The organism is Pantoea eucalypti (assembly GCF_009646115.1).
Lineage (GTDB): Bacteria > Pseudomonadota > Gammaproteobacteria > Enterobacterales > Enterobacteriaceae > Pantoea > Pantoea eucalypti.
This window is the reverse complement of the sequence record NZ_CP045723.1, coordinates 55,893-78,578: the sequence shown is the minus strand read 5'-3', so window position 1 is coordinate 78,578 and position 22,686 is coordinate 55,893. Positions and strand designations below refer to the sequence as shown.

19 protein-coding genes and 1 tRNA gene are annotated in these 22,686 nt (G+C 54.3%); 4 read left to right on the top strand and 16 right to left on the bottom strand.

The features are described 5' to 3' along the window. Positions 1-180: 180 nt before the first annotated feature. Positions 181-1,296 (top strand): hypothetical protein, encoded by a 1,116-nt coding sequence (locus EE896_RS22230; RefSeq protein ID WP_140916569.1) that lies wholly within the window; start codon positions 181-183, stop codon positions 1,294-1,296. A gap of 123 nt (positions 1,297-1,419) precedes the next feature. On the opposite strand, the gene EE896_RS22225 is transcribed toward EE896_RS22230, so the two are convergent. Both EE896_RS22225 and EE896_RS22220 read right to left on the bottom strand, forming a co-directional pair. Beyond that, positions 1,420-2,931 carry a terminase gene (locus tag EE896_RS22225; protein WP_140916570.1) on the bottom strand — a complete coding sequence of 504 codons (1,512 nt, stop codon included), beginning with the start codon at positions 2,929-2,931 and terminating at the stop codon, positions 1,420-1,422. Next, a complete protein-coding gene (locus tag EE896_RS22220) occupies positions 2,931-4,205 on the bottom strand; it encodes a hypothetical protein (protein ID WP_140916571.1) in 1,275 nt (424 codons plus the stop codon). The genes EE896_RS22225 and EE896_RS22220 overlap by 1 nt, the downstream gene beginning before the upstream one ends. Positions 4,206-4,390: 185 nt before the next feature. Between EE896_RS22220 and parM the strand changes: the two genes are divergently transcribed. Then, positions 4,391-5,515, top strand: coding sequence for a ParM/StbA family protein (gene parM / locus EE896_RS22215; protein WP_039661230.1), 1,125 nt, complete (start codon positions 4,391-4,393; stop codon positions 5,513-5,515). Positions 5,516-5,517: 2 nt separating this feature from the next. After that, positions 5,518-6,069, top strand: a complete 552-nt coding sequence (locus EE896_RS22210) for an SAM domain-containing protein (protein WP_140916572.1) — start codon at positions 5,518-5,520, stop codon at positions 6,067-6,069. A gap of 21 nt (positions 6,070-6,090) precedes the next feature. On the opposite strand, the gene EE896_RS22205 is transcribed toward EE896_RS22210, so the two are convergent. The 14 genes from EE896_RS22205 to EE896_RS22150 form a co-directional block, all read right to left on the bottom strand. Next, on the bottom strand, positions 6,091-6,498 hold the full coding sequence (locus EE896_RS22205) for a late promoter activating protein (RefSeq protein ID WP_122889967.1): 408 nt from the start codon (positions 6,496-6,498) through the stop codon (positions 6,091-6,093). A 418-nt stretch (positions 6,499-6,916) separates the two neighbouring features. Continuing rightward, a complete protein-coding gene (locus EE896_RS22200; RefSeq protein WP_140916573.1) occupies positions 6,917-7,501 on the bottom strand; it encodes a Thoeris anti-defense Tad2 family protein in 585 nt (194 codons plus the stop codon). 2 nt (positions 7,502-7,503) lie between these two features. Beyond that, positions 7,504-7,752, bottom strand: a complete 249-nt coding sequence (locus EE896_RS22195) for a hypothetical protein (RefSeq protein ID WP_140916574.1) — start codon at positions 7,750-7,752, stop codon at positions 7,504-7,506. A 288-nt stretch (positions 7,753-8,040) separates the two neighbouring features. After that, the gene (locus EE896_RS22820; RefSeq protein WP_258317811.1) at positions 8,041-8,163 is read right to left on the bottom strand and encodes a hypothetical protein; all 123 of its coding nucleotides are present in this window, start codon (positions 8,161-8,163) and stop codon (positions 8,041-8,043) included. 283 nt (positions 8,164-8,446) lie between these two features. After that, on the bottom strand, positions 8,447-8,575 hold the full coding sequence (locus tag EE896_RS22815; protein WP_258317812.1) for a hypothetical protein: 129 nt from the start codon (positions 8,573-8,575) through the stop codon (positions 8,447-8,449). Between the two features lie 742 nt (positions 8,576-9,317). Next, positions 9,318-9,381, bottom strand: a tRNA-OTHER gene (locus EE896_RS22190). A gap of 431 nt (positions 9,382-9,812) precedes the next feature. Then, on the bottom strand, positions 9,813-11,102 hold the full coding sequence (locus tag EE896_RS22185; protein ID WP_122889961.1) for a DNA-directed RNA polymerase subunit alpha C-terminal domain-containing protein: 1,290 nt from the start codon (positions 11,100-11,102) through the stop codon (positions 9,813-9,815). A gap of 146 nt (positions 11,103-11,248) precedes the next feature. Further along, positions 11,249-11,545 (bottom strand): hypothetical protein, encoded by a 297-nt coding sequence (locus tag EE896_RS22180; protein ID WP_122889960.1) that lies wholly within the window; start codon positions 11,543-11,545, stop codon positions 11,249-11,251. Beyond that, positions 11,545-12,063: a hypothetical protein gene (locus tag EE896_RS22175; protein WP_140916575.1), complete on the bottom strand. Its 519-nt coding sequence runs from the start codon at positions 12,061-12,063 to the stop codon at positions 11,545-11,547. The genes EE896_RS22180 and EE896_RS22175 overlap by 1 nt, the downstream gene beginning before the upstream one ends. Further along, positions 12,064-12,741: a PDDEXK family nuclease gene (locus EE896_RS22170; protein ID WP_306280952.1), complete on the bottom strand. Its 678-nt coding sequence runs from the start codon at positions 12,739-12,741 to the stop codon at positions 12,064-12,066. A gap of 49 nt (positions 12,742-12,790) precedes the next feature. Next, positions 12,791-12,955: a hypothetical protein gene (locus EE896_RS22165; protein ID WP_153574593.1), complete on the bottom strand. Its 165-nt coding sequence runs from the start codon at positions 12,953-12,955 to the stop codon at positions 12,791-12,793. A gap of 152 nt (positions 12,956-13,107) precedes the next feature. Further along, positions 13,108-13,392, bottom strand: a complete 285-nt coding sequence (locus EE896_RS22160; protein WP_122889957.1) for a hypothetical protein — start codon at positions 13,390-13,392, stop codon at positions 13,108-13,110. Positions 13,393-13,400: 8 nt separating this feature from the next. Further along, on the bottom strand, positions 13,401-13,829 hold the full coding sequence (locus EE896_RS22155; RefSeq protein ID WP_122889956.1) for an olxA: 429 nt from the start codon (positions 13,827-13,829) through the stop codon (positions 13,401-13,403). A gap of 30 nt (positions 13,830-13,859) precedes the next feature. Then, entirely contained in the window at positions 13,860-20,729 is a 6,870-nt protein-coding gene (locus EE896_RS22150) for an SNF2-related protein (protein WP_140916577.1), read from the bottom strand. Positions 20,730-20,808: 79 nt separating this feature from the next. Between EE896_RS22150 and EE896_RS22145 the strand changes: the two genes are divergently transcribed. After that, positions 20,809-22,506, top strand: a complete 1,698-nt coding sequence (locus EE896_RS22145) for a phage portal protein (protein WP_140916578.1) — start codon at positions 20,809-20,811, stop codon at positions 22,504-22,506. Positions 22,507-22,686: the final 180 nt, after the last annotated feature.

The window sequence follows — 22,686 nt, the reverse complement described above, 5'->3', positions numbered from 1 at the left end:
CGCTGCGCTTGGTCGTAGTCACATAACCCTGAACACACAGTTTCATTGATAAGCGTGTACAGCGGAAATATCTGACAGATGCACAATGCAGACTATTCTTATTATTGCAATTCTAAGGAGAGTTAATTTTACATGGCTACTGATTCTGTCTATATTCGCCTGCATTAAGTCCAGAGAGACTTGTACCGCTCATTAATATTTTTGGAATACATTATGCCTAACTTCAGCGATGTAGAATTTGAGAAGCGTTATAAACATTTTCTACAGGTACAATCCGAGTGGCTAACTCTCATTACGGACCACCAGATTTTCATTGATAAAAATGCCCTGGGTGAAGAATGCCGTCCAATCGGGTTTATCACTGACAAGAAAGCCTTCCAGCGCGCCGAGCACCTGCTGGCCGATTGGCAGAGTTTTGCTGACCTGGCAGAACAGAAACGTAAAGAGCGTTCTATCGCTATCACCACAAACCTCTATCTGCCAGTTCCGACTCTGATAGTTAATCCTAAGCACGTCACCATTAACCGCTTCCGCGCTACTGCGACCGCGAACCACACACGCGAAGATATCCTCAGACGTTATGAGAAGCAGATCGGTAAGCTGCGCAAGGTTCCGTTTGCAGCCGGTGCCATCATGTCACTGGAAGATGAGAAAAAGGTATTTGAAGAGGCCGCGCCTGGCGCAATGTACCGCGCACGCACCAGCAACTACTCTGACATTCAGATAACGGCGCGTTACACCGACGACAAGAAAGACGAAGGTGAATCGTTCCGGTATGGCGCGCACGGCATGCTTATCTACGGCGACAACCTGAATAAAGAGCGCGACATTAAGCTAAACGTTAAGAGCAACGGCGGTTACACGTCCGCTTATGATGCGATCTCTCCAGTCACATGCTCAGTGCTGCCTAATGCCAAGCTGTACACGATGGAAGACGTAGAATACAGCAAAACCCTGGCGGCGCAGCGGTCCTCAGTTGCCTACACCGTCAATACGCGCCGCGCTCAGTTTGAAAACCGGGCAAAGGCTAAGATTGCGAAGGCAAAAGACGCACAGGAAGCGCGTCTGTTTAAGGCTGAAATCGACGAAAACCGCGACCTGCTGGAAAAGCTGGAGGCCTATGACTGGAGCCTTCTTGATAAGAAAGTGGCAGCTGGCGATACAGAACAGCTGACTATGCCGGAAATTCGTAAGCGTTACGGTGGTGAAGAGCCTCGCGCCGGTAAAAACATGCGCAATATGTACACTTTGCTGCGTGAGTTAGAAAGTAATCAGAAAAAGCAGGGCCAAGAATAATCAGTATCCTGCCACCAGCAATGAAAACAGAAGGGCGCTTATGCGCCCTTTTTTATTGCCGTCAATCTGCCGCTTCGCCTGGTTGTTAAGCAGTTACTGACTATAGTGGTTGCCCGCTGGTGGTCATGTCAGCAGTGCATCCAGTTCCGACAGTTCATCCAGCTTACTCTGTGTGAAGTCAGCCATATCTTCGCTCAGTTCGGCCTCTGCCGGACGGTAGCCAATCAGGAAGATGAAGCAGTAGGTATCCCAGCGGTCAGGCGACTTGATGTTAAGTTTCTGGCGCATCTGCGGCTTAGGTACCATCATGATACGGCCCATTTCATCCATAAAGTACGGAATCTTTGAAGCCTGCTCTGCCGTGTGCTGCGAGATATCAATGCGCATACGGCCCGACCGGATCGCGTCAGCGGCCATAATGTTCGACCAGGCGCGCTGATTCTTAAAGCGCTCCCTCACCTTCTTACTGAATGGCGGCTGGCCCCAGCGGATACTGACTGCATTCACACCCCGGCGCTCCAGCTGCTTAAGCGTACCCGATCCCACGCCATCACCGTCCACGGCGATCGTAATGCCTGGATAGCGCTCCTGCGTGCATTCGTTGGCAATATAGTCACCGAATGTGATCGGGTCCATTGTGCCTGGCATTTCCACAAGCTTAAACGACACGACGCGGCGGGCATCACCGTAGCCGGATACCTTGCAGATATTGAGTATCGACTTATCGCGCCCGTTACCGACGTCGGCGGTGGCCACCCATCCCCAGCCCTTCTCCAGATACACTTTTCGGCGCGCTGCGCGATCGCACTCGTCACGGCCCAGCAGATAGCCGCTGACGTTGCGCGGGAAGCGGCCCAGCACCTTCACCATGTATTCCAGTGAATCGCGCCCGCCGTACTCCACCAGCTTCTCCCGGATGAATTTCAGGGTTACGTGCGGCGCTTCTTCGGAGTTGAGCACAATGGCATTCCAGAAGCCGTTAGGGTTATCCGGGTGTCTGGCTAAAGAATGGTGCGAGTCATAGAAGTAACCACTGGGGCGAGTAGGCTGCGACATCATCAGCATGCGGTTATCGTCTTCTGTCAGCGCACCACGCATGATTGCGATCGCTTTGTCAGAGATACCCGACGCCTCATCGAGGATCAGCAGGATGTGTGCGGCGTGCTCACCCGCCAGCGCTTCCTCGTTACCCAGGCGATAGCCCTTACACAGCACCTCCCAGATACCCTTACGCGACTTTTCATAAAACATGGTGTCGGTCAGGGTGAAGTAGTTTTGTAGCCACGGGTGACGTCTGGCGGCGTTCGCCCAGTAGGTTTTGACGTACTTGAATACGCCGGTCTTAACCTGCCCGATTTTGTTGGCCACGATGATTACACGGGCATCCGGATACATGATCATGTAGATAAGCAGCATCATGGCCGTCAGAGATGATTTCCCCGTACCGTGTCCGGACGTCACGGTAGTCTGGCTCCCTGTCTCCTGTACGGAGTTCATGATCTCTTCCTGCTGCCAGGTGGGGATCATGCCAAATAGCTCAACGACTGCCAGCGCCCAGTTGTAACGGTAGCGGATAACCATATCCCGCCAGCGCGGGTCCGTGGTGACGCTCTTTATGCGCTTCTGACCACCCATCAGGCTTCGTCCTCGCCCGGAATAACCTCTATCTCAGGCGGTATGTCGTCTATGTCATCGCCGTACAGCTCCGCCGTGGCCATGTAGTCAAAGTTGCCGTTGAGATTACCCTCGCCCGCTGTTTCGCCGGCACGGTTCTCTCCGTCTGCCTGGACGTCACCAAATCCGCCGCCATCAACCAGCGCTGCCACTTCCGCACGGCGCGACTCAACAAACGCCGCGCTGGTGGCCTGCTGTTCCCGAAACTTCCGCGCATCCCGGTCCAGTTCGTCCTCAGTGACCGCGCCGCGCTCATCAACTGGCGGTTCGGCGTTCTTGAGCTCGTTCTCAAGGCGTTTGGATAGTGACTCTGGCAGTTTGATACCGTGCCGCTCGATGTACTCCGCCGTCTCCAGTAAATCCCAGTCCTTTTCCTCGCGCAGCTGGTAGGCACGGCTGATCACCTCACCGGCGTTATGCGTAAGTGCGTGCTTCTCATTGTCGCGCCGGTTCTTATCTGTGCCGCTGGCGATCGCCGCTACCCGTGTGGCGTGGTCATTGACGAGATAGCCGACCTCGATCATCAGCTTTGTCATTTTCAGGATGGGATGTGGTCCGCCTCCCCCCTCATCATCGCCCTTTTTACCGCTCTCCAGGTTAACGGCTTCCAGCTCAAACAGATCGATTGCCCGCGCCGTGGTGCGCTTCAGGAGGTCCATGTGGGCCAGCGAGTCAAACAGCACCGTCAGGGCGCTGGCTTCAACACCTTCACTCAGTACCTCTAATGCCGCTTCATAATCCTCCGGCCGCGGGAAGCCGCGCCGGTTGGCCACCAGCTTAGTTTCATGTCCTTCCTCAAACGGTTTTCCCTCCCCGCGTGGCTTCGGGGTGTGCTTCGGGCGCCCGGAATCCTGATCACCGGTATTTATGATCTTTTTGGCATGTGAAGCATTGGGCTTTTTCTTCGCGCCAGGCTGCGCTGCTGTCTCATCGCGTGGTTCCAGCACCCCCTCTAAAGCCGCGCTGTGCCTGAGTTTTCGCCCGTTTCGTCGGATGATCAGGTCTTCTTTTCTGGTGTGATCATTTTGATGATCAGAAGCGTGATCACTCAAATGATCATGATTGTGATCACCAGCCTGATCACGCATTGCGGCCAGCGCTTTGCCGTTCAGCTCCCGGCGTGCGGTGTTAAACGGCAGACCGTAGTGCTCACAGTACTCTTTGACGGTTATCCCGCTCTGAGCCTTCTGCTCGATGAAGGCTTTTCTGTGGTCATCCCAGTTAACTTTGGACATGGTTTATCGTTCAAAAGAGGCCAATAAACCGGGATGGTATGGAGTCTGTAATTTGCAGTGATCACAATAATGATCAGGTACTACACAAACGCGCTGGAAAGTTACCGTTTAAGTGTCATTTTTTTAAAATTAGTGATACTTTTAAACCTCAATCAAAGTACGAAATAAACCACTGGATAATTTAAATGACTAATAAAAAAGCTGTTTTAGTAGCTGTAGATGCGGGTTCAGGTAACGTTACGATTGCCTATGAGGAAAACGGCCAATGGCTTTCCCTCATTACCCCCTCACTGGTCCATGAAGGCCACCAGCAGTCCTACTCAAACCATGCGTCAGCTACCTGGTTTACCGAAAATGATAACGGGAACGAAGCAGCCTATACCGTCGTTAAAAAGGGCTTTACTGACCTGTACGACACCTGCGACCCGGACTACCAGATTTCTGCCCCACACCGCGTGCTGGTTCACGAATGCCTGAAACGTGCTGGCATCGTGGATTGCGACGTCATCCTGGGTGAAACCCTGCCAATCGGTCAGTTCTACAGCGGCACCGGCGTTATCAATCAGGACCGTATCAACCGCAAAGTTGAAAGCCTGAAAAAGCCTGTTCGCAACTACAGCGGCGACGTCGCGCCAGCGCGTATCAGACACGTTGAAGTCTTCCCGGAAGCCGTACCGGCGATTCTGGCCGCACAGACAGAGTTTCCTGATCTGGAGCAGGCACAGACCATTCTGGTGATTGATATCGGCAGATTCACCTGTGATATCGCTATCGTGGATGAAGAGCTTGTGCCAATTAAAAAGGCCAGCTTTGAGCACGGCATTCAGAAGATGATCAACCGCGTTCTGGTGCTGCTGCAGGAGTTTGAAAAGACTTCCGGACGCTCATTCAACGCCGAAGAAATTCCGGTTGGCATCGTGGACGACATTATTCGTCAGGGCTATATCGGTTCACGTATGGAAGCCGCTAAAGACAAGCGTATCGACGTAACCAGCGTTATCGATCAGGCTGCGGGTGAACTGGCGTCAGAAATCTGGCGTGACGTGCGTTCTTTACTGCGCAACGTAATTGCCCTTGATGCTGTTCTGGTTGTTGGTGGCGGTGCTAACTATCTGGCTGGCCGTCAGGCAGGCCTGAGCGACCATACAGCTGACTGGCACGATATGGTCATCATTCCGGCACAGCCAGAGCTTTCCATTGCGCGTGGCGTATTCATGGCGCTTATGTCGTCAGAGGATGAGCTGCGTGAAACGATCAAAGAGACGGCAAAAGTAAGCGATATTAAAAGCCGCGCCAGCGATAAAGGTTAACTATGAGTCAGGTATTAAGATTAAGTGGGCTGGAGGACGACGGGTTACTCACCGGCGCTGCTCTGGCTGAATATAACCGGTTACAGACCAACGCGGCGAAGCGTAGCTACCTGGTGCGGCTGGTACGCAGTGGCTACGCGCTGGATGAAATGGGCCTGAGTCCCGTCATCGAGCTGTTGCAGACAACGGACGGAAAGAAGTTCCTGAAAATGTCTGAGCGTGAGCGCCTGCAGCGTCTGCTTACCATGATCAGCGCTCTGCTGGGTGAAAGCGCTGGTGTGCCGGTTGCTGCTGCGCCAGCAGGCGTACAGTCAGCCCCACCAGCGGCAGAACAGTCTATGCCAGAGTCAGTAGCGCCACCAGCAGCAGAAGCCCTGCCAGCTGAGCCGGTAGCTACTGCCAGTGAGCCTGCGCAGCCCGTTGCTGCTCCTGCCCGGAGTACATCTGAGTCATCAGACGATGATGATAAGCCACAGGCATGGGGCGGTCCGTCAATGGCTAAAGCAGGCAAAGCACGCAGCCTGCTTGCGGCTAACAAAAAGAACGCCGGATAGTCCTGATTACCTTAGCCCCGTTCACATGAGCGGGGCATTCTCTATCCTTCCCCTTCTGCACATATCCATCAGTTCCCTTGCCATTGCGCACACCGACATTTGCTCCATTTCCTTTTTCTGTAGAACCTGCTTCGTGGCGCTTTCCACACACAGCGAACCGTAATTGAGATCCTTTCTTCCGCGTACCTTGAAGATATAGCCGTTCATGGCCTCCAGCCGATACTGGCGGGGATACGCGTCGGGATGTACACGGCATTGTGCGAACGGCGAACGAACAAAGGAGCGCAGGATATTGGAGATAATGCCGGTATTCACCACTAAGTGCGGGTATTCAGTTTCCACCAGCTTAGTGACTTCGGCCACTGTCATGTAGTCCCGTCTGCGTATTAACAGATCGGCTACCTCTATACTGCTCACCTTTTGTTCCATGTACTGCTCCGCTTGAATTAACTACAAGCAATTCTAAGGATTGTGTAATCCGAGCAAGTGCGAACGATGTAAATATCGCCATTATTAGCAGGTATGAATGGGTTTTCAGGATGATTCTGGCTATGACAGGCGTAAGGCTAAACTGGCTGGTGGGCTTTATAAGGATGTGAAGATCGCAGTACTGGCAGTGTACTCCAGCACTCTTAACGGCCTTCAGTAGGGCCACAATAAGTTATAGTTCCGGGCTGTATTATCACGGATAAACCGGATGTGTTACTTAGAGTTTGAACGATGCGCAATGTTTTCCGGGTGCCGGATGAGGGTATTCACCCGGCGATCGTGTATCAGGTGGTGGCTAACTACTCTGAATCATAAAGTTACTATGTCACGTCCAGACTACTGATTATCATTGCCTCTATTAGACCAGCTTCCAGTCGCATGCGAGAAGATCGGTAGAAGCAGGCGACCAGTCGGAGACAGTCAGCCTTTCGGCGTCAATAAGTAAAAGCTGAGGCATCTGCGTGACAGTAGCCTTCGGATTACAGTCAAAGTAGCGAGCCGGTACGCCATACAGGTCTGCCCCGCTCAGCGCTGAGCGTATCATGCCTCTGTTGAGTCGCAGATAAACACCCTTTCCCCATGCTTCTCGCGCCACCTTACAGCCTTCTGTCAGCCATAGCTGGGCCACGGCCAACGGTGCATGCTCCTGCCTGAAATTCAGTTCGCCCTTCTCAATCATCGCTTCATTATGCAGGATCAAATCGTTCAGCTTAATCAGCGCGACACAGGCGGCGTGGTTCAGGGTTTCGCCATAACCGGTCATTGTCAGGCCGCTTTTGCTGATAACGGCGGCATATCCGGTGTTTTTGGTCTCGGACGTATCTGTAATGGTGTATCCAAGACGGGCAATGACCGCCAGAAGTGCCATATAGTCGCCTGCGTAGTCAGCTTCGGCGTCTGCGAACATAGCGATCGTGGCATTTAATTGTTGAGCGGTCATCATTATCAGTAGCCTCGTTTTTGTTTGCGCTTATGCGCTGCTTGTCTGCGTTTCTTTTCGGTGGCCCGGTGCTGTTGTGCTTCCGCAATGCTTGTGGCCAAGCGACGTATTCCCTGTTCGATCTCTTCCTGCGCCGGTGGCCTGGTATCGCTCACCAGCAATGTTCTTACCTGCGGAACGGGAACGGTTGGGGGGCGGCGGGCTACCCAGCTGAGACTTCCCATCAATGCGCCCATCAGTGCGATCTTTTTCATGCGTTTTCTCTTCCTGCAGGCGTGCAGAATCCCCGGCAGGTGCCGGTGATTAAAGTTCACCTGGTTAAGTCCGGCGTGGGATACGCACGGAGATAATCTGAAGCCTGCGCCTGCGCCGGCGCGTGGCCGGTTGGCTGTAATAGGATTGTGCTGCCCGGATTCGAACCGGCTACCGTCCGTCTGTCCCCATCAGGCCTTACGGCTATTCAATGAAACGGCGGCTGCTCCCCTTAAGCGACAACACAACGGTAAAAGCACGTTGCAGGCACTCTTACCTGTTGTCCTGTATCAGCCCGCCACCAGCTGCGCGATAAGCCATTTATGACCGGCAAACAGTCCGGCATTCAGCAGGCAGTGAAACATGGCAAACTGCATAGCTCTGATGGTCTTTGTGTAGGTGCTATCACTCATGCGCTCTGCGTCCGGATAAACTGACTGTATGACACTGATGATGCCTGATATGTCGGTTAAAGCGTTAGTGGTGGCCGGTGCCATACCCGGCAAGTAACCTCTCAAGTGACTGGTCATCTGGTTACTGGCGGCTCAACCCCTGTGTACGCGACTGAAGGAAGCGGGGGCCAGTCTTGCGATCGCAGCAGCAACTGCGAATGCACCACAACGGATAGAGCACTGACCATTCCTAGTCCAATGGCGCTTTGCGCAAAGCATCAATGCTCTTTCCTGTTGGTATGCCTTATTTGCGGCGGTGCTTTTTCATGCCGCCTCTTGCCGCCTTGATGAACGTCTCGATACCGTAGATAGCCACCAGCGCGTAAATCACGGTGAGAAACGGGTGTTCTGCAGCAAACTCTGATAACGACATATCGTGTCCTGTCGTGGGGGAATGAGGTTGTTGTGATCGTTTTCCGTTAGCGCGATTGTTCAATGAGGCGGGACTTAAACCCGCTTTGCTTTCGCAGCCCATCGCTGACCGCCTGTGTTGATTCACAGACAAGGCTTTCGCCCCGTGGATTCCAGATCCACAACTCCTACGGTGTGTTAAAGCGATCACCACAACGGTCGAGAACACTGAGCAACCACGCGCCAGGTGTTATTTTCAGTCACCTGCCAGTGTCCTCGCCGTTATGGGCTGGACTTTACCAGCAGTCACGGCGTGTTGAGGTCTGCCGATACCCTGCCCCGCCACCAGCCAAATTAGCCAGTAAACAGGGCATCGCCTGGTGTTGACGTGTAATGCATGGGGGGCTGGTGCCACCAGCTGTCCGATACGGAATCTACGGACGGGTCATGTAAAGGAATTTGCAAAACGTCAGGTAACTGTTCCGTCCCGCGTGCGCATAGCCGCATTCCCCCATTTGTGAGCGCGCTGACAGAGGTAATCTTTCGCCAAACGCCAGTAAAACGACAGAAGCACCAGCGCGCTCACAAATGGTGATCCCTTACGAGGATCAGGCGGGAACATGTTTAAGCCTCATGGGGCGTTCTATGCGCGGGATTAGTCCATCAACCGCGTTCACTGCCATGACAGGAGGGGCTACTTGCCGTTCACCCTACTCATAACACACCCGGAAAAAGCTAATAACCGGGGGCGGCCCGTTACGAACTGGTGCAGGTTGGCGGAATTGAACCGCCGACAATGGAACACTCTACCGACTGAGCTAAACCTGCTGAATAATTGCCGGTGCATACCCGGCGCGGACACTTAGGTATCTGGTCAACCTGCCCGCTTGCGTAACAAATAGGTGTGGAGGCACCTGCCAGATTTGCATTGCGTTTGCCTCGCTGCCGAAGCGTTTCCCCGTTTCAGCCGTCAGCACACCTTGATGCGCTCACGGCTGAACCTGAAAAAAAGCCCGGAAACTACCGGGCATAAAATCCTACACACAGCAAAGCCTACTCTGGAATAGACTTTGATATGTGAAAAAACGCGGATTAAACAGACAGTTATGCCTAACCCGCCAAATGCCTACCATGATTTTGTATAGAGTCGTGATGCCCTTGTCAGCGGGGAGAAATGTACACAAAACGGAGTTATGAAGCAATGAAAATCTAAGAGTTTTCTTAGATTTTCAAAGCGAATGTAGAGAGGTATATGAGAGTTAGCGGCGCTTTACTTTCGGGTTTGTAATGTTCTCAATATCGCCGTTGGCTTTCGCCCATTTTATGCACCAGCTGTTCACGGCAGCGCGGATCTCCATCACAGAAGCCTCGCTTAGCCCCTTCACTTTCGCCAGCTCAGCAGGCAGCTCGCCACCAGCATCGGCAACCGTCTCATATCCGGCCTTAGTCAGTGCGTTAAGGGCGCGTGTCGGTATGGCCAGCTCAGAGACCGGCGCGGCTTTGCCATCCAGAATGCGCTGGTGGAGACGCGGGAAATCCTGCGCTACGCGCTTCATGATCCGTGCGTGGAGCTCGTCGTTAACAGCGGTATCCCACATCGGCTCAAGATCCGGCAGCAGGCGGAATACCGGATTGCCCCATATACCTGGCACTACGTCCATTGCCAGCATCATCGCGGTGCGGATCTGGAAATGGAAATCAGCCGTCTCAATAGAGACGTCGCGGATGCCGTGGAAGACGCTCAGACCAAAGTGGAAGTTGTAGATATAGCAGCCCACGTCACCGGAGCCGTCCGGCAGCTGAAGTAGGAACTGCTGCACGTCTTCCCGGCCATCGTGAAAATCGACGCGCTCTTTCAGGTGGTTATACAGCGCGGTTGTCTTAAGCAGATCGTTAGCCGTCTCAGCGCGCTGGCGGCGCTCATCGCCTACAACCTTATCCGCGATGTTCAGTTTGCTCTGTAAGTCCTGGCGTTTAACGCTTTCCTTTTTGCGGTCAGCGCGCATTTGCGAAATGGTTTTGTCCCGCTCGTTCAGGTCAGTTGCCAGGCGTTCAGGGTGCTTACGGCGATACTGCGAGTGCTCCTGATTCAGCGTGGCTAGGGCCAGCTGTGCGGTCGTCAGGGCTGACTCCATATTCTGCAGCTTCGTTTCCGCTCTGATTGCGCGGTTCTCTGCTTCCAGCATGCTTTCTTTTGCCGCGTCTCTGGCTTCTTCAATGGCGTTCTGCGCATCGAGACGGATTTTCGTTACTTCGTTATGCAGTGCGGACTGCACGGCCAGCTGCTGCTGTACCTGCTCCAGCGCTTCTAACATCAGATTGTAGGTATCCGCTTCATAATTGAGGCGCATACCGATATCGATCTGGATCTGCTCCAGCGCATTAGTGCAGTTATCAAGAAGGCGCAGCTCCAGGTCATCGAGCGTCAGGCGTTTACGGACGGAATTAAGCTGGCCGTAGGCGGTGACAAAGGCCTGGTGAAGTACATCGTCATCAACGTTGCATTCAGGGAGATTTTGCAGCTGCTGGAGTGGAGCGAGAGTAGTCATAATGTGTTATCAGATCCGCGTGTTATTTGCGGCGGATGATAACCCGAAATTGACCACTGTCTAAGAGTTTTCTTAGATTTCAATTAATGATTTAGGGGGGGGGGATAGCTGGTGGCATTGTTCCGGACTCTGCCACCAGCAAAGGATTACAGCAGTTTCAACGCCGTTATGACTAAGGCAGCAGCAGTGACGATCATCAATACGTTCAGCAATACAGAGGGTACTTTGATATCGCCTGACTCATACTCTGCCTGCGTCATCCGCCCCAGGTAGCTATGCGAGACCAGTACTGCGTTTTCGTCAAAGCTCAGCGTAGCCCGAACGTTCTCCAGCGCCTGACGGGATATCTGACGTGTGGCCAACTGGACAACCCCGGATCGCATCTTACCGTTATCACCCATGTAGCAAATCGTATGATAGTGAAATGGCTTATTCTGGCCCATCAGGCGACTTCCACCCAGTCAGTTACGCGCATATCGTTAATGCTCAGGTCGTGCATTTCCACGCCGCCGTCCGGTCGGGTCAGCATCAGCACGTCACAGCCTTCATGCTCCTGCTCAAGCGACACAAAATAACCCGCCTCCCACGCTTCCCGACGCATCAGCAATTCCGGATCTTCTTTCATTCTCAGTAAGGCCTGGTCGTAGCTGCATGTAATGGCACCGATTCCAATTTTGCTCAAACCTTCGATCTGTGCCGTTGTCATGCGTCCGCGTCCTTCTGTTAATGATTTTCTCAAGATGTAGCTAATCCCCTTCACGCCGCCGAAATAATTCAGCTGGCGGTTGCTCATGCCGCTGCGCGTCATAAGCTCCTGCTTCGGTACTTTGAAAATGCCGACGTCCATAGCAATGTCGGCAAAAACCGAAAGCCCCCGTCCCAAGCTGTTTCGCGTCTTATTACGGCGCGCATACTGCTCGAACGTGGGGCATCCGGTAAAAAATTGCGCATCAAAAAGCACTTATTCGCTCCAGAATCCGTCGTTCTCATGTGCTGGCATTACTTCACCTGCTTTAAGAACCGCATACTGTTCCATCACGCTGATTGTTTCTTCAGGTGAAAATGATAAAAGAACGTAATACCCCTGCTCCTTAAGGCGACGCATCCACGTCACCTGATGCTCTGAAGGCATACGCTTACCGTGTTTCTGCTCTACACGCATTCCGTGATAGACGCCTGCCGGTATTTCCAGGGACATATCCGGAACGCCCCGCTTTGCGCCTTCAGCCTCAATTGCTGCGGCGGTCGCCTTTAAGCGAAATCCTCCGTTAGGTACGGCAAACAGATGGTCATAAATAACCCTGTTGTGACGGTGAAAATGGTCAAAGATTCGAACCTGATCGTAATGCTCTTGCCTGCCTTTGCGCAGATCGGGATTTTTGACGAGAGCGGCCAGCGCTTTTGCGTGAACCGATATTTCAATAACTGCCGCCAACCATGCAGACGCTTTGCCGGATTTTACCGACGCTCCGCCAGCAGATTTTTCTGCTGTTCTGGTGCGGTTTTTTTGATTTTTTTTATAAGAGTGCAACCACTCTTCACTGAAGCGCATATCCGGATTTGCCAACCGATGATTAATTAGTCTAAAAGATGGATCTGCGTTGGGGGGTATTTTTAACGCTGAGACGGGAAAAAACAAGCCTGTAATCTACATCTTTGAAAGATAGTCATTACAGGCAGTTACCTTTTTACTGGTGAGCCATCCACATGAACGCCAGGGTATAGATAAGACCGATTGTGCTAAGGCAAAGTGTGAAGAATCTGCCGATCACATTAGAAAAAGGCGTGACTTTTGCCGTAATAGCCTTGTTTGAGGTGGCATTAACAAAATCACGCTGCGCAAAATTTTTCATGTTATATTCTCTCTGTTGTGCGCAGGGGTGTACGTCGCCAAACTGAACCCCTGCAAAAGTGAAAGCCCGGCCATATGGTCGGGCTTTTTCTTGGTCGCCGCCTTAGCTGCTTAATGCAATCTAAGGGTTTTCTAATTTACCGTCAATTAAAATCACGACTTTTCGTCACTTTTCATCTGTGGCAAGGCTTCTCCGGCATTTTTCAGACGTGCTAATGCGTCCTGTAGTGCGAAAATCCAGCTACTTTTATCCAGTTCCCGTACCCGCTTAACTCTCTCCTGTGTGTAAGGATTAATAACCCAAACCCATGTTTCACTATTCTGGCGATCTCGCATCGTAAATACCCCAGTTGGGGGGTAAAAACTCAGCTCAGCGCCATTCACATAGGCATAGGCTTCCAGCTCCTCCAGCTTAAGGTGTTTATTCTCTCGCGGCACGGTATCTCCTAAAATCTTCTTTTCTCTATGGATTCATCATAGCTGACGTACATGTAAGGTTCAGTATCATCTGCCGACGGCATTACAGGAAGCAGATGCACCGCGCTGAATACGGCATCATTTTCTGTCCGGTCGTCAGCGTACAGGTGCGCAGCTATGACCGTCAGAGCAGGACGTGAAAGCGAGTATATTTCAGCTACATCACTTTCAACTACCTGCCCAAATTTAGTAGTAGCACGCTCCAGCAATAACGTTTTGACTGCAGGCCACCACGGGCCAAATGCCCGATACGCAAACCTTGTACTGCTGACGCGCTTTACTAAATTTTCCAGATAGTTTACTAAAAATACTTCTTCGGTACGCCCGTCCAGCGCCAGTGGTAGCAGGCTTTCAATGTAAGTCTCAGTTGGCTTGATGGTATCAATCAGTGTGGTCATATTAGACGGCCCTCGCGGGCCGCTCCTGAATTATGCGTTTACAATATCGCTGCGTAACGCATCGAGATCATGGGAGGAAGGGATAAGCCAGGCGGCTTGTGTGAACTCGTTTCCGGCTACCGGATCTTCTTCAAAGTTCCAGAATTTCGCGCCGTATTTCTCCTTTATGAGGTCACGCACTGCTTTACGCTTGAGTACCGGCGTGTCGCTGGTATCCGTCAGCACGTAGGCACCACCAGCCGGGAAGTCGATTTTAAAGGTGCGGTTCCTCCACTTGCGCGAAGCCACCAGCTCCTGCTCGTTTTTCATGACCTGGAAGCCATCGGACTGCTTCTGTACCTGTGCGGTGCGCACGGTCGTTGCCGCTGCCGCTGCTAGTCTTTGAGCCTCGTCGCGGCGCGCCTTCACAGCATCAGGTGACAGCTTGCCGGTAATCATCCCTTTGTAGTCATCCCACGTTACAGCGTAATCCCGGTATCCGCCTTTCTCGATCTGCTCCAGCCACGCATAAACCTCATTTAACCGGCTCATAATGGCGGAGGATGAGGTAAACGTTTCGGCACTGATCGCTGCTTCATCGAGCGCGCCCAGTGAAACGCCGGCACGCAGATAAACTGCCGCAGGCGATTCGGTAATGGTGGCCGGTCGTGTAATGTCAGATTGTGCGTCAAACTTTGACTTAACCAGCAGCACAGCAACCCCTGCCTGGCTGTCACTTTCGCTCATCTGGCGGAACTGCTGCAGCGCCGCGGCGGCATACTGCTCTGTCAGTGACCTGATTGCCTGCATCTTGCCGTCGGCCATCTCGTTACGCAGCTGATCGAATATCACCTCATACTCGTTACGGTTGGAGAAACCTTCCATACCGTTACGGAACTGGCGAACACTGATCACGTTGCTCCAGTAGTAACGATCCTGCGCTGCGCCCAGGAAAGCGGCGTGCGCTTCTGCATCCGTTGCGCCGGTCATCGTCCGCTTTCTGGAGTCGTTTGCTTCAAACTCAGCCACCAGCCGCTTAAAGACTTTAACCACGTCTGCCATGCCCGCCTGCTTCCCGTAAGCCTGCAATGCCGTGTCGTAGTTGCGGCCAAACATCGCCTTAAAGAAACCCTGCGCGCTGTAGATGTTGTTATCAACGCTGTACTGATAAAGCTCGCGCTTCAGCTGCTCGTCGCTGTGGTCCGGATACAGCCACGTTTCAGCCGGTCGCTCTTCGCTGGCGCTGATCGTGCCGCTGAGGTAAGCCAGTTTCAGCCTGCCGTCACTGTCGCGGTACAGCCATCCGTCTGTGCGCACATTCAGGACGCCCGCGTGAATGGCCGCGTAGAAGTCAGCACGGCTCAGCGTGTCAGCCAGGTCTGTCGGCTCGATGCCTTTCGCAGCTGTCTGGAGCGCTTTTGCCTGGTCACTGGTGATATCCACGCGATCGCCCACCAGCGCAGACGGCATTTCAGCTAAGCCGCCTACGTTCGGACCGGTATAGCAGCGCAGCGGCTTATGGATAAGCTCTACCTCAACCGTATTTTTCTCCGGGAAGAATTTACGAATCTGGAATACGCCCTTTTCTTCGCGGTCATCGTTGAGCCAGATTTCATATGTCGCGCCAATTCGTAGCAGCTGGCCATCAGGCAGTTTCATGTACTGCTCCGGGGCGCGCAGCACGTCCGGATCGACTTCAAGTGTGCCTGACTTAATGGCGCGCTCTACTTCCCCGCGGGAGCGCTTGATGGTGCTGGCCGCACTTTTGGAACGAGTGAGTGCCTTACGTGCGCCGCCCAGCTCCTGCTCCAGCTTCTTCTGCTTCGCCAGGCCATCACGCAGTGCAGCACGCGCTACGCGACGATCCTGACCGCGCCATTGATCCGCTGACCGTTTGCCATACTTCTCAACTTCAAGGTTATAGGCGGCTTCAGCTTCGGTGACATCCTCGCGAAAGCCATCAACATCGCCGTTGATCGCATCAAAGGCAGCAGACAGCTTGGTAATGTTGTCTTCCAGTACTTCTACGGGGGTAGCAGCCGCAACGCTTGCCTTCAGGTAGATATCCAGCGCGGCAGCGGCTTCACGCTCGGCCTGCTGGCGGTCCGCTTCACGCTTAGCTTTCAGCTGTGCATCCACGCGAGCGCGGCGCTCTTCCGGGTTAGCGGCCAGCAGCAGGCTCTGCTCTTCTTTGGACTCCACATCACCGTTTCTGATGCTGGATACGTCAGATTTCATGACGTCGTTGATCCAGTTTTTCTTGCGCTGCAGCGTCTCCAGGCGGAACTCGTCAAATGACCCTTTGCCACAGTAGTAATGCACGCGCATGGTGTCGCGCTCAGAGCCCACGCGGGCGCCGCGTCCGTTACGCTGGTCGATACTTGCTGGCGTCCAGGGGAGTGTCAGATGGTGCGTATCGGCGGTGCCTTTGTGCAGGTTGATCCCCACTTCGGCCTTTTTATTGCAGATGATGATTGGCGTGCGGCCTTCGTTGTAGTCGGCGGCGATCCCTTCCATACCGGCCAGCGAGGCGTCACTCATTGCGGCCTGATAATCCTCATAGCGCGCCAGATCCTGATAATACTTGTCCCATGCACCGTCCTTAAAACTGCCGTCCGCTTTCTCCACCGGCTCAACCGGTTTCTTCACGGGCTTCACTTTCACGCCGGACGCCTGGCTGACTGTTGTAGCGTTGATAATGCCTATCTGCTGCTCTGTCAGGCCCAGGGCGCTGGCGATAATGCGGCGCAGCTTGTTGTGCTGGGACTTCTCATCCATGAAAATGATCTGCTTACCGTCCGGCAGGCCTGCCTTCAGGTTCTCAATCAACGCGGCATACTTTGGCGGTACCGGGTGTGAGACGTTTTGCATACTGATACCGGCAGCAGCGATTGCGTCCAGTACCTGCTGCTCCAGCGTGTCGCTCACCACCAGCTCCACGACGCCCCCGCGATCCTTCAGCGTGGTTTTGACTACCTTGCTGGTGCGCGTATCGGTAAGGCCGGTTTCCGCATCCTCAGCTGTCTCTTCATCATCACCGGCAAGCAGCTGGCCACCGGCCTCACCCGGCAGCGCACGCGCCACCTGTTTCGCTAGTTCTACGTCCTCTTCACGGAAGCGGAACGTGATAGCGGAGCGGTACAGGTCCGGATCGATAACCACCTTATCCATGTCGCGGATAACAGAGAAAATGAAATCGTCGTCGTTCTGCACAATGGAAATGTGGCCGTCACCATTGTCCTGTACGATTTCCTTCTGCCCGATACGGCTGGCGCGCACGCGGAGCTCTTCATAAAGCTCCTTCTGGTCCCGCGTCATCGGCACGCCAACGGTTTTCTCGTCGAGGCCTGGGATCTTCACGCTGTCTTTCACGTCAGCAGCAGATTTAAGCGTCGTCCAGCGATGGAAGATGCCGCGCAGACCATCAAGGTTTTTGAAGCCTACCAGCCCCTGCTTGTCCTCCAGTTCGCCTGAAATCTTCTGGACAGTAACAGTGTCGGTTTCACCGAATACGCGCACAAAGTCATCCGGCGTCAGTATCCCCATCGCCTTCCACTCATCCAGCGACACGACGTGTGACAGCATGTTAAAGGCGTCAATCGGTGAGTTAACCAGCGGCGTTGCGGTCAGCATAACGACGCCGCGGCCGTTGTACTTTTTCATCATGTACTGGCTTTTTACGGCCATATCGCGGGCAATCTTGGAGACAGACGGATTAGGCAGGTAGGCCAGCTGGCCTGCTTCGCGTCCGGCGCTGTGCGAGTTGCGGTAGTTATGCCCTTCGTCTGCGATCACGCTGTCAAAGTGCATATCCTCAAAGTAAGGGATCTGGCTCTTTTTCTTCGTGCCGGTATCGGCGGCTTTGTCGCGGAGTTTGTTACGGGACGTGGCGGCGCGGTGCGTGGACTTCATCAGGTCCGTGCGGCCATTCTCAATCTGGTTAAAGACTGCCTGGCTGGAGTTTTCCTCAATAGTCTCCGGGCGCATCGGGATATCGCCAAACTGCTCTTTAGTCATTACCACGGCGCGGTAGTTGGAGACCGGGATCATGTTCATGCGCTCAAGCACAGTGGCGGCCGCGGACTCTTTCACCACATTACGCATCACTGGCTGGCCGTCTTTGTCCAGTTTCGGCTCGTTGTTCTCGTCACGCTCCTGGGCTTGCATGATCTGGCCATCTTCACCGCGCACTTCATCCAGCCCGACAAACAGCATGTTCTGGAAGGCTTCGGCACTGTAGAAGCTCTGCGCTTCGTGATACCAGTTCTGGAGGACGGCTTTCGGCACGACGTAAACGGTACGCTTACTGCGCCCTACCTCGTAGTTGTAGGCTTCCAGCGCCAGCGCCGTCGTGGTTTTACCCAGGCCTGTTCCAAAGCCCATGATGCCGCGGCCGTCTTCTGACAGGCGCCGGACTTCGGCATTCTGATAGCTCAGCGGGAGACGTTTGCCGCTGATCTGCTGCAGCTGCAGCGAGGAAGAAGAGTGCTCAAACGGAACGTAGCCGTTAAAGGCGTCGTTGTAATCACTGACAACGTTTTCCACGTCCGGATGCGTGCGAAGCCAGTCATTGAAATGCGACTCCAGCTCACTGATTCGCTTCAGGTACACATTGGCGTTTACCCCGCGTGGCTTCACGCCGTTGAGGTAATTTTCCAGCTGGTTGTAGAAGCCGTCTTTGTAGCTGGCGCGCTTGAACTCGGTCACGCCGCCTTTGCTGGTGACAGATCGAACCTGATAGCCAGAGAAAACGCCGTCCTTGCCCGCGTAGTTGTCTTCTGCGGTCAGATAGCCATTGTCGTTTTCCAGATCCTGCGAGTATTTGAAGTCATCAAAGCCCTGCTCGATCAGGAACTCTTTGATCAGGCGACGGTCCAGCCAGCGGGCATTGAGGTTTACCGTAATGTCTTCAACCGGCGTGTGCTTGCGCTTCTCGTTAATGGCTTCCAGCTGGCGGACATAGTTCGCCTTTACCGGGCCGTCCGGCGCATCATCAATCAGCCCCGCCAGGCGGGAGACTTTGCCACGCACGTTGCCGCTGGTGGCGCGTGCCAGCGGCATGATGTTGCCGTTGCCATCAAGGGCGATCTCCGGGAACGTCGCCAGGTGCGCCAGTAGCGCGTCGTCATCTTCCGGCAGCTGGCCGGTAAACGCGGCACGGAAAGCGGCCAGCGCAACCGGGACCATATCAACGTCGCTGAAAAGGTGTGATACCACCTGCTCCGGGCTGGAGAAATCGACTGCCACGGCTTCGCTGCGGTCAATTGTGCCGTTCAGCAGCGCTGACAGATCGCCCTCACGGCTCACGTTGGCCTGAAAACTCAGCCAGCCTTTCGCACTGGCGTCAGACAGCCCCGCCAGTTTCAGGCCTTTCGGCGTGCCGTACTGGCCCACTTCTTCGCTCACCAGGCGGGCAGCGTCGGCAATGATGCCGCTGGCGTCGCCGCCCAGCATCTGCGTATTCAGCGCGTCATTGATACGCAAACCGATGATCGAGGCACGCATAACGCGCCAGCGGTGGCCCGGTTTCTGCTGCATGGCGAAACGGATCGCAGCATGGGTGCGATCGTCAAACAGCTGGGGGTATTCGATGCTGGCGGCGTACAGTTCGCGGCTATCGAGCGACAGCATGCCGTTAATGGTGCGCGTTTTTGTCTGGAGATCGCCAAACGTGGCCGCGCCGAACCGGTTCGCATCAATCCCACTCGATGCCGTGGTGGCGTCTTTGATAAACCGGGTGCCGTCGTAGGTGTGCCAGACGCCAGCCAGGAGGCGCTTATCGCCTTCAACCGGCGACTGCCAGACAGCAGCAGCGGTACCCAGCTGATCCCAGTCAATGCGGCTGTCAAAGCGGCGTGACAGTGCGGCCTTCATGGCCTCATTAGTCAGCTGGCCATCTTTTTTGACCACCAGAATATTATTGAAGTCAGATCGCTCGGTTTCACCGTGAACAAAGCGACGGCCTTCGGTTTCAAACCACTTGCCCCGGATGAACGTTGGCCACAGCACGCTTGCCGCCTCAAGAGACTGATCATCGCTGTCATGAACCAGCTGAGTCAGCGCCTCGGTATGCTTACGCAGTACCCACACATCCACCACCGTTGCGGTGCCGCTTTCGGCAAAAGTGCCGGACGGCATGCGATGCGCGCCCAGGAACTCCGCCACGCGGGAGACGCGATCGCGCAGCTTCTTGTTGTTGCCGCCGCCGTCGGTCATGCCGTTAGGAACCACCAGCACCACCAGCCCGCCGTACTTCACCTTGTCGATGGTGCGCATCACAAAGTAATGGCCAACGTTGGTTTCATCGCGGTAAGCCGGGTCGAGCTCGGCAAAGCCTGTGCGCGAGTCGCCAAACGGCACGTTACCTACGGCGTGGTCATAGCTGTTATCCGGCACGGATGCCGCCAGCTTCTCAAATGCGCCCAGGCGAACATCATCCTCCGGGTGCAGCAGCTGGTTGATACGTCCGGACGTGTCAGAAATCTCTGCTGACGTCATCATAGCGCCAGCTGGTTTTGTCTCCTGAAAAACGCCGGTACCGGCTGACGGCTCCAGCATGTGACCGCTGGTAATACCGTAATCCGAAAACAGATCCCATATACCCTCGGCCATGAATGGCGGTGTGTAGTACTCATACTGACTGCCGCCGCTTCCTTCCAGACCGCCCTCACCGCTGTAGCCCGCCAGTACCCGGCGCTGTTCATCAGTCAGTTTGTTGCCGTCGAAGCCCTGCGGCAGTGAGTTAAGCAGTGCGATCGCATTGTCGTTTGCACTCCGGCGCTCACGCTGAAGACTCACGCCTTCACGCTTGGTCACGCCAAACGCGACTACGGTCCGCTGTTTGTGCAAGCGCATGACCAGCCGGATCAGTTCCTCAACCGATCCCGCCTCCTGCACCGCCCTGTTTGCTGGATTTTCCACTGTGTAACTTTCCCTCAGATTGCATAAAGCGAATATGCTTTATCGGATTCTAAAGGTTTATTAAATAGGGCGTATAACTTTGGCTACTAAAAAAAAGGCATTGTCTGTTTTAGGCGCACTGAGGCAGGCATTCCGGGGCGCTGCAGCAGATGCACCGCAAAGCCTCGCCTGGACTAACGGGCAAAACGTGGTTGTCTCTCGCTCCGGGCTGGCGGCAATGGCATACAACGAGGGGAAGGCGGGGGAAATGACCTCTGCCGGCGACAGTCTTTACCTGGGCGCGGAGCTGCCACTGGACCGGCTGCAGCGCTATGCGATTCTGGAGGAAATGGCTAACAGCCCGACGTGCTCAGCCGCACTGAATATCCACATTGGCCACGCACTCGCGCCGGACAAAAAAACCGGTCTGGCGTTCTCTATCGTGCCGGTTGATCCGTCATACACAGAAGGCGCGGCAAGGGCCAAAGAGCTACAGGACGATCTCGGCGCGATGATTAACCGGCATCTGCCGTCGCTGGCTATGACCATGGCGATTTTCGGCGTCTCCTATGTCCGCCCCTATGCCCGTACCGGCAAGGGGATCACCAGTCTGGAAAATAGCTATTACTCGCTGCCCTATTTCATCCAGGAGTTTTACAAAGGCGATCAGCTGGTGGGCTTCGGCGGAGATTATGTGCTGGCACCCGACACCCACACCCGCACGCTGTCTGCGCCGTGGTCGCTAGTCCCGATGAAAAATCCCTACTGGACGCCCACGCGCAACGTGCAGCCGGTCACGTCCGGCAATCGTGGCTACTCTCTGCTGTCGGAAGAGGAAGACAAGGAGGTTGCGGAGACGCAGAACTACGGCACCAGCTTCCTGGCGCATGCCTATGAACCCTTCCTGAACCTGGTCGGCGCGCTGAATGCGCTTAAGGCGACGCGCTACAACGCCGCCAAAATTGACCGGCTGATTGCCCTGACCACCAACTCACTCGATCCGGTCGTCGGAGCGAACTACACCCGCACCGTTTCGCAGACGCTCAAACGCCACGGCGAAGCGCTTCAGAAAAAAGCCGTGAACGGTAACACCATGCCAACCGTGATGAACCATGTGATTCCTGTGATGGGTGACGGTAAAAACGGTATTACGATTGATACGCAGTCGATACCCGCCGACATTACCGGCATTGAGGACGTGATGTTTCACCTGCGCCAGCTGTGCGCCGCGCTCGGTATAGACTCAACTATGCTGGGCTGGGCCGATCAAATGGCTGGCGGACTGGGTGAAGGCGGCTGGATTCAGACGGCCATTCAGGCGGCACTCCGGGCGCAGTGGCTGCGACAGGGTGCGCAGGAAATGATTTACCGACTGATCGACATTCACCTAGCGTTCAAATACGGCAAGGTGTACCCGGTTAACGATCGGCCCTATGTCGTGCAGTTTAACTCCATGAACACCGCCATTCAGGAAGAAGAAAGCCGCGAAATGGACGCCCGCGCCAACTTCATTACCCTTATGGTGCAGGTCATGGACGCGCTACAGGCCAACAACAAGCTGGCGGAAAATGACACGTTCATGCGCTACCTGTTCAGCGATCAGCTGAAAATGGACGGCGGCACGCTCGACAAGATGCTGGCGGAATTTGAGAAGAGCAGGAAGAAAGCGGATGCGCAGGAGGATGAAGGCGGCAGCGGAATGATGAATGAATCCGCGCCTGACAGCTCCGATCCGGTCAGCTGGACGCATGAAGAGCTGGTGGCATTTGCGCGTTACGTGACGACACCCGGCAGCTGACAACCAATAAAAAAAGGCCGCACGCCACTTTCAGGGGGTGTGCGGTTGATAAAAATCTTATCAATGCGGATATACCTGGATGACAAAAACAGAGGTGCTGTGCGTAACGAAATTATCATTCGGAATTGGTACTATTCATGGCTATCCATAACCCGTAATAGCGACAGATGAATGTATGTA

Coding starts and splice junctions, on each gene's coding strand:
- EE896_RS22200 (WP_140916573.1), bottom strand. CDS start 7,501: ATGATGACCGCTCAACAATTAAATGCCACGATCGCTATGTTCGCAGAC.
- EE896_RS22225 (WP_140916570.1), bottom strand. CDS start 2,931: ATGGGTGGTCAGAAGCGCATAAAGAGCGTCACCACGGACCCGCGCTGG.
- EE896_RS22220 (WP_140916571.1), bottom strand. CDS start 4,205: ATGTCCAAAGTTAACTGGGATGACCACAGAAAAGCCTTCATCGAGCAG.
- EE896_RS22210 (WP_140916572.1), top strand. CDS start 5,518: ATGAGTCAGGTATTAAGATTAAGTGGGCTGGAGGACGACGGGTTACTC.
- EE896_RS22195 (WP_140916574.1), bottom strand. CDS start 7,752: ATGAAAAAGATCGCACTGATGGGCGCATTGATGGGAAGTCTCAGCTGG.
- EE896_RS22815 (WP_258317812.1), bottom strand. CDS start 8,575: ATGTCGTTATCAGAGTTTGCTGCAGAACACCCGTTTCTCACCGTGATT.
- EE896_RS22205 (WP_122889967.1), bottom strand. CDS start 6,498: ATGGAACAAAAGGTGAGCAGTATAGAGGTAGCCGATCTGTTAATACGC.
- EE896_RS22185 (WP_122889961.1), bottom strand. CDS start 11,102: ATGACTACTCTCGCTCCACTCCAGCAGCTGCAAAATCTCCCTGAATGC.
- EE896_RS22165 (WP_153574593.1), bottom strand. CDS start 12,955: ATGAAAAATTTTGCGCAGCGTGATTTTGTTAATGCCACCTCAAACAAG.
- EE896_RS22155 (WP_122889956.1), bottom strand. CDS start 13,829: ATGACCACACTGATTGATACCATCAAGCCAACTGAGACTTACATTGAA.
- EE896_RS22820 (WP_258317811.1), bottom strand. CDS start 8,163: ATGAGTGATAGCACCTACACAAAGACCATCAGAGCTATGCAGTTTGCC.
- parM (WP_039661230.1), top strand. CDS start 4,391: ATGACTAATAAAAAAGCTGTTTTAGTAGCTGTAGATGCGGGTTCAGGT.
- EE896_RS22180 (WP_122889960.1), bottom strand. CDS start 11,545: ATGGGCCAGAATAAGCCATTTCACTATCATACGATTTGCTACATGGGT.